Source organism: Mesorhizobium sp. M7A.F.Ca.CA.002.04.1.1 (genome assembly GCF_004022805.1).
GTDB lineage: Bacteria > Pseudomonadota > Alphaproteobacteria > Rhizobiales > Rhizobiaceae > Mesorhizobium > Mesorhizobium ciceri.
In genome coordinates this window covers 1-3,725 of the sequence record NZ_RZPL01000590.1, presented here as the reverse complement: position 1 = coordinate 3,725, position 3,725 = coordinate 1, and the positions used below count along the sequence as shown (strand labels likewise).

General features: G+C 58.3%; 3 protein-coding genes and 1 pseudogene. 1 reads left to right on the top strand and 3 read right to left on the bottom strand.

All coding sequences use genetic code 11. The features are described from left to right. Positions 1–700, bottom strand: a pseudogene (locus ENZ75_RS24850) (transposase); the annotation flags it as partial. 701 nt (positions 701–1,401) lie between these two features. On the opposite strand from ENZ75_RS24850, the gene ENZ75_RS24845 reads away from it, so the two are divergent. Beyond that, entirely contained in the window at positions 1,402–2,319 is a 918-nt protein-coding gene (locus tag ENZ75_RS24845) for a LysR family transcriptional regulator (RefSeq protein WP_063170390.1), read from the top strand. Between the two features lie 48 nt (positions 2,320–2,367). On the opposite strand, the gene ENZ75_RS24840 is transcribed toward ENZ75_RS24845, so the two are convergent. Together ENZ75_RS24840 and ENZ75_RS24835 are read right to left on the bottom strand one after the other, a co-directional pair. Beyond that, the gene (locus ENZ75_RS24840) at positions 2,368–3,171 is read right to left on the bottom strand and encodes a TIM barrel protein (protein WP_063169395.1); all 804 of its coding nucleotides are present in this window, start codon (positions 3,169–3,171) and stop codon (positions 2,368–2,370) included. Positions 3,172–3,335: 164 nt separating this feature from the next. After that, a partial coding sequence (locus ENZ75_RS24835) for a substrate-binding domain-containing protein (protein WP_348630623.1) occupies positions 3,336–3,725 on the bottom strand: 390 nt, incomplete at its 5' end.

Genomic DNA, 3,725 nt, shown 5'->3' with positions numbered 1-3,725 from the left:
ACACGTCGCCGATCGCCGCCCTTCATCGCCAGCGCGACGGTGATGTCGACGCCGGGAATGGTCATCAGCCGCTTCACGCCTTCATCCTCGAGAGCCGAGCGGACAAGATCGCGTTCGATGACCTGGAGGTCTTCGCCCAATCGGTCGAACTCGCGCAGATGCCCATCGATCGCGAGGCGCTCGTCCTGCGGTACGACCTGCTCGATTAACCAGGTCCGACCCTTGGCGCCGCACAGGTCAGCATGCGGGCAGGACGGATCAGGTGGCTATGAAGGATCGACTGGATGACGCTCTTCAATCGAGATCTCTGTCGGACAATCTGATTGCGCCGTGTCACCTGTCGACGCAGAGCCTGCGTCGGCTCGTCCGCAATCCAGACTTCTGGCAAGAAGCCGCTGGCATAGAGCTGCGCAAGAACGTCGGCGTCGATCGTCGTTTTGATCTTGGCATAGGCAACGATAAACACCTGTTTCGGCTTGGCGATCCCCACCTTCTTCACATGCGGCGCAACCACAGCTGCAGCGGACGTCGCGTTGCCGGTGGCCTCGATCACCCCGACATCGTTCGGCGACAGCTTCGCGGCGAACGCCGCCAGCAGATCGCGCCGCATGTCGACGCGGCCGAGTCGCCTGAGCCTGCCCTCCTCCCATGCCACTGCTTCGGCGAAGGCGCGGTGAATATCCAGTCCGATGATAAGCATGCCCGTTCCTCCTTCTTGGCTCGGTCAAAGACGGGAGCTGGCGGGCAACACGACATCTACTGATCCGCGCTCGCAGCGCATCCGGGAAAGTCGCGAGGGGCGGCCATGTAACGAGCTCGGGCTCTCAGCCCACGGTCTATTGACGGCCTGCCTGCACCTTTGTGCTCCCGGTGCCCCACGTCCCGGATGGGCTCACCATAAGGGCGTTCCAAAACAAGAACAGCAGGACGAGAAGGCACCACAGATCACATACCGGATAGCGGCAAGGCCAAGCGCTTCGTTCAGATAGGCTTGCGCCAATGGGCTTAGGCCGAGCCTACAACAGCTCTCAAAAACGCTGCCGGACTGCTGCATTGGCTCGCCGATACAATTGGCACAGGCCTCACGGCAGCTTAGGATCAAACCGCCCATCAGTCGCCTCGGACTGGAAAGGTGCACCCTATTAGGTTCCACGCCTAGCTAGGTCGGGGCCGCCGAAGACGCTGGTTGATAGACCGGCGCCATCGGCCCGGCGTTTCAAACTGCCAATCTCTGACCTGCACAGTACGAACGATTGCTCGCTTCGGCAGATCACGCGGCTCATATGTCGGACCTTAACGTCATCCATCATAAACTTTTTGCGACAAAAGATTGCAAGAATGCTAAATTGTTAAAGTCGTTTGTTTCGGTTAAAGGCATCCATCCCATGGATGGCTGATGACATGCGTTTCAAAGGACTTGATCTAAATCTCCTCGTTGTGCTCGACGCACTCCTGACGGAGCGTAATCTCTCGGCGGCGGCACGCAGGATTAACCTGAGTCAGCCCGCCATGAGTGCGGCCGTCGCCCGACTGCGCGATTATTTCCGCGATGAACTGTTTACGATAAGAGGTCGCGAAAGATTTCTAACCCCGCGTGCGGCAGCATTTGCCCCCGCAGTTCGCGACGCTCTCCAGCACATCCAGTGCTCGATTATTTCTTCGGATCCGTTTGACCCAGCTCGAGCCGATCGCCTCTTCAGGATCATTCTTTCCGATTTCGTCACGCTCGTGTTTTTCGAAAAGCTTGTGGAGCGTATTTCACGGGAAGCCCCCGCCGTCAGCTTCGAACTGCTGCCTGTCGACGATAGCCCCGATGAGCTTCTCCGGCGCGGTGACGTCGATTTTCTAATTCTACCGGATATGTTCACGTCGAGTGTGCATTCAAGCGTTGCGCTGTTTGACGAGAAGCTCGTGTGCGTAGGCTGTCCCACAAACAAGCAGCTGCCACAGCAGCTTACATTCGAGAGATACATGTCGATGAGGCACGTCGCGGTCAGGTTCGGGCGTACGATGAAGCCGTCTATCGAGGAATGGTTTTTGCTTGAGCATGGCCTTAAGAGACGTGTCGAGGTCGCCGTGCAGGGCTTCAGCATGATTCCACCTATGGTGTCCGGCACAGCTCGTATAGCGACCATGCCCTTACGGCTGGTCAGGCATTTCGAAAAAACGTTCCCCCTGCGGGTTATCGAACTTCCGCTGCCATTTCCCACATTCACCGAGACCCTCCAATGGCCGGCCCTCCACAATAGCGATCCGGCAAGCATCTGGATGCGGGAGATAATGATACAGGAGGCATCTCGGATGGCTGCCCCGCTGTGAACCCACGGAAAATTCAGGCGCACCTATAGTCACTACTCCTGTCACCATCTACTTTGACGACAATAGCCCTCGCCGGATAAAGTCGATGCTGGCGGCAAGTGCGCCTGCGAGATCGTCCAGAGAATGGACTTCCTCGACCAGCTCGAATGAGAAAGGTCCCGCGTAGCCGCCATCCAGCAGCGCCTGAATCTGGCTGCCATTGTCGGAACCTGCAAGAAAGCGATCGGGGTAAATCCAGAAGGTCGGGTCGTTTACGCTTGAAATGTGCACCAGGCCGGTAAGCTCGCAGAACAGGCATGTCTCCCCGGCCAGGGTGTGGTGGAACGTGTCGTGCACGAGGCGAAAGACGGACTGGCCATCAACCGCGGCAACGGCCTCGGCCGCTTCCTTCTTTGATCGAAGCGAGCAGGTTCGGAAACCCAGCGGCTCGATGAGACCGATCAGACCCCGCGACTGGAGGATTGGCTTGATCTCGTTTAGAGCGAAACGAAGATTGTCCTGGCGCTCGCTATTGGTGGGCCACGAGCTGCGGTTGGCCGGCACCAACACGAGCGTCTCCGCCCCGCACGCCGTCGCATAATCGGCGAGGTTGCTTGCCTCGGCCTGACGCGTTGGAGTCCAGTCGTTGAACCGCTGCAAGGCGTTGACAGAGATGATCGTGACGCCCGCTTCGGTAGCGGCCAACCGAACGTCCGCAGCCGGAATGCCGCGTGCGACAGGATTGCTGAAATGAGGGTAACGGATTTGGACGTCGGTCAGGCCTTGGTCACGGGCAAGCGCGAAAAGCGCACTGACGTCAAGGCGGGGCGCCGCCATGTGATCGAGTGCAAAGCGGGGCGATACCTGGCGCATTGCTTGACTTTCCTTCCATGAAGCGCGGCTGCCATTTCGGCATCCGGCTTCTTTCAAGACGGAACCACGCCGGTTCACAGATCGGACAGAGACGGCCGAGTCAATCGAGCTTTCCTTTCATCGGTGAAAGGAAAATGGGCGCTCATGATAGAAATCCATCAAGGTCAAATATTTTCCGGAAGATAAATGTCGAACGGCAGAAATGTCTGCCCCGGGCTCTCCGCGACGCCGGCTTTGATGGCCCGCTCCATTGCCATTATCAGCTCCTGGCAAAGTCGGCGCATTGGCGTGCCGACCGCCATCGTCAAGATGTCATCCGCAAGCGCCCCACGTGACTGCGGCGTCATTTCACTCACGATCGCGACGAGATCCTGACCGCTCCCCTCTTCTCGGAGCGCGGAAATTGCCCCCTCTATCCCCCCGCCGGCCATATAGAAGCCGACGAGCTCTGGTTCCCGCTGCATAAGATCCAGCAATTTTTCGTAAGTGAGCTGCCGTTCATCAAGGTTCACGAGCGCATCAAGCACCTCGAATTTTGGCGCGTTCTCACGAAA